The 537-nt window shown below is 56.6% G+C and carries 1 protein-coding gene; it reads left to right on the top strand.

What is annotated here, in order from left to right:
* Positions 1–537 (top strand): transposase (locus tag NGM62_RS22020; protein ID WP_262250452.1); only part of this gene is annotated, 537 nt, incomplete at both ends.

Raw genomic sequence — 537 nt, 5'->3', positions numbered from 1 at the left:
GCCTGCCAGACGATAACCGGCAACCATCCGGAAAAATCACTTGCCGAGATCTACGCGGATTCATTCACCGACCGCGGCAAGGAACTCCTGGAACTGTCCAGCATTGCTGTGGCGGACGCATGGTTCACCAAGAAGCCGTTCATTGATGCAATCTGCGGGGCCGGTTTCCGGTTCGTAGGCAGGATGCGCGATGACGCCAATCTGAAATACCTCTACGCCGGCCCCCGCAAGCCCGGTCGCGGGAGGCCCAGGGTGTACGACGGTAAAGTCGACCACAAGGACATCAAGGCCGGGTATTTCCATGAGGTGGAATTGGCGGACGGAACTAGGGCCACAACGGCCGTAGTATATGCTGTTTCGCTCAAACGGAAAATCCGCGTGGTCAGGGTATCCGCTGGGAAGACCCACAAACTGTATTTCTCAACTGATACGGGGATGGGACCTGCCGATATCGTCCGCTACTACAGGCTACGCTTCCAGATCGAGTTCATCTACCGCGACGCAAAACAGTTCACCGGACTGGAAAATTGCCAGGCA

This window comes from Parapedobacter soli, assembly GCF_025460835.1.
Taxonomy (GTDB): Bacteria; Bacteroidota; Bacteroidia; order Sphingobacteriales; family Sphingobacteriaceae; genus Parapedobacter; species Parapedobacter soli.
Note: the sequence above shows the minus strand (reverse complement) of the source record. Positions and strands in the feature narration are given on the sequence as shown.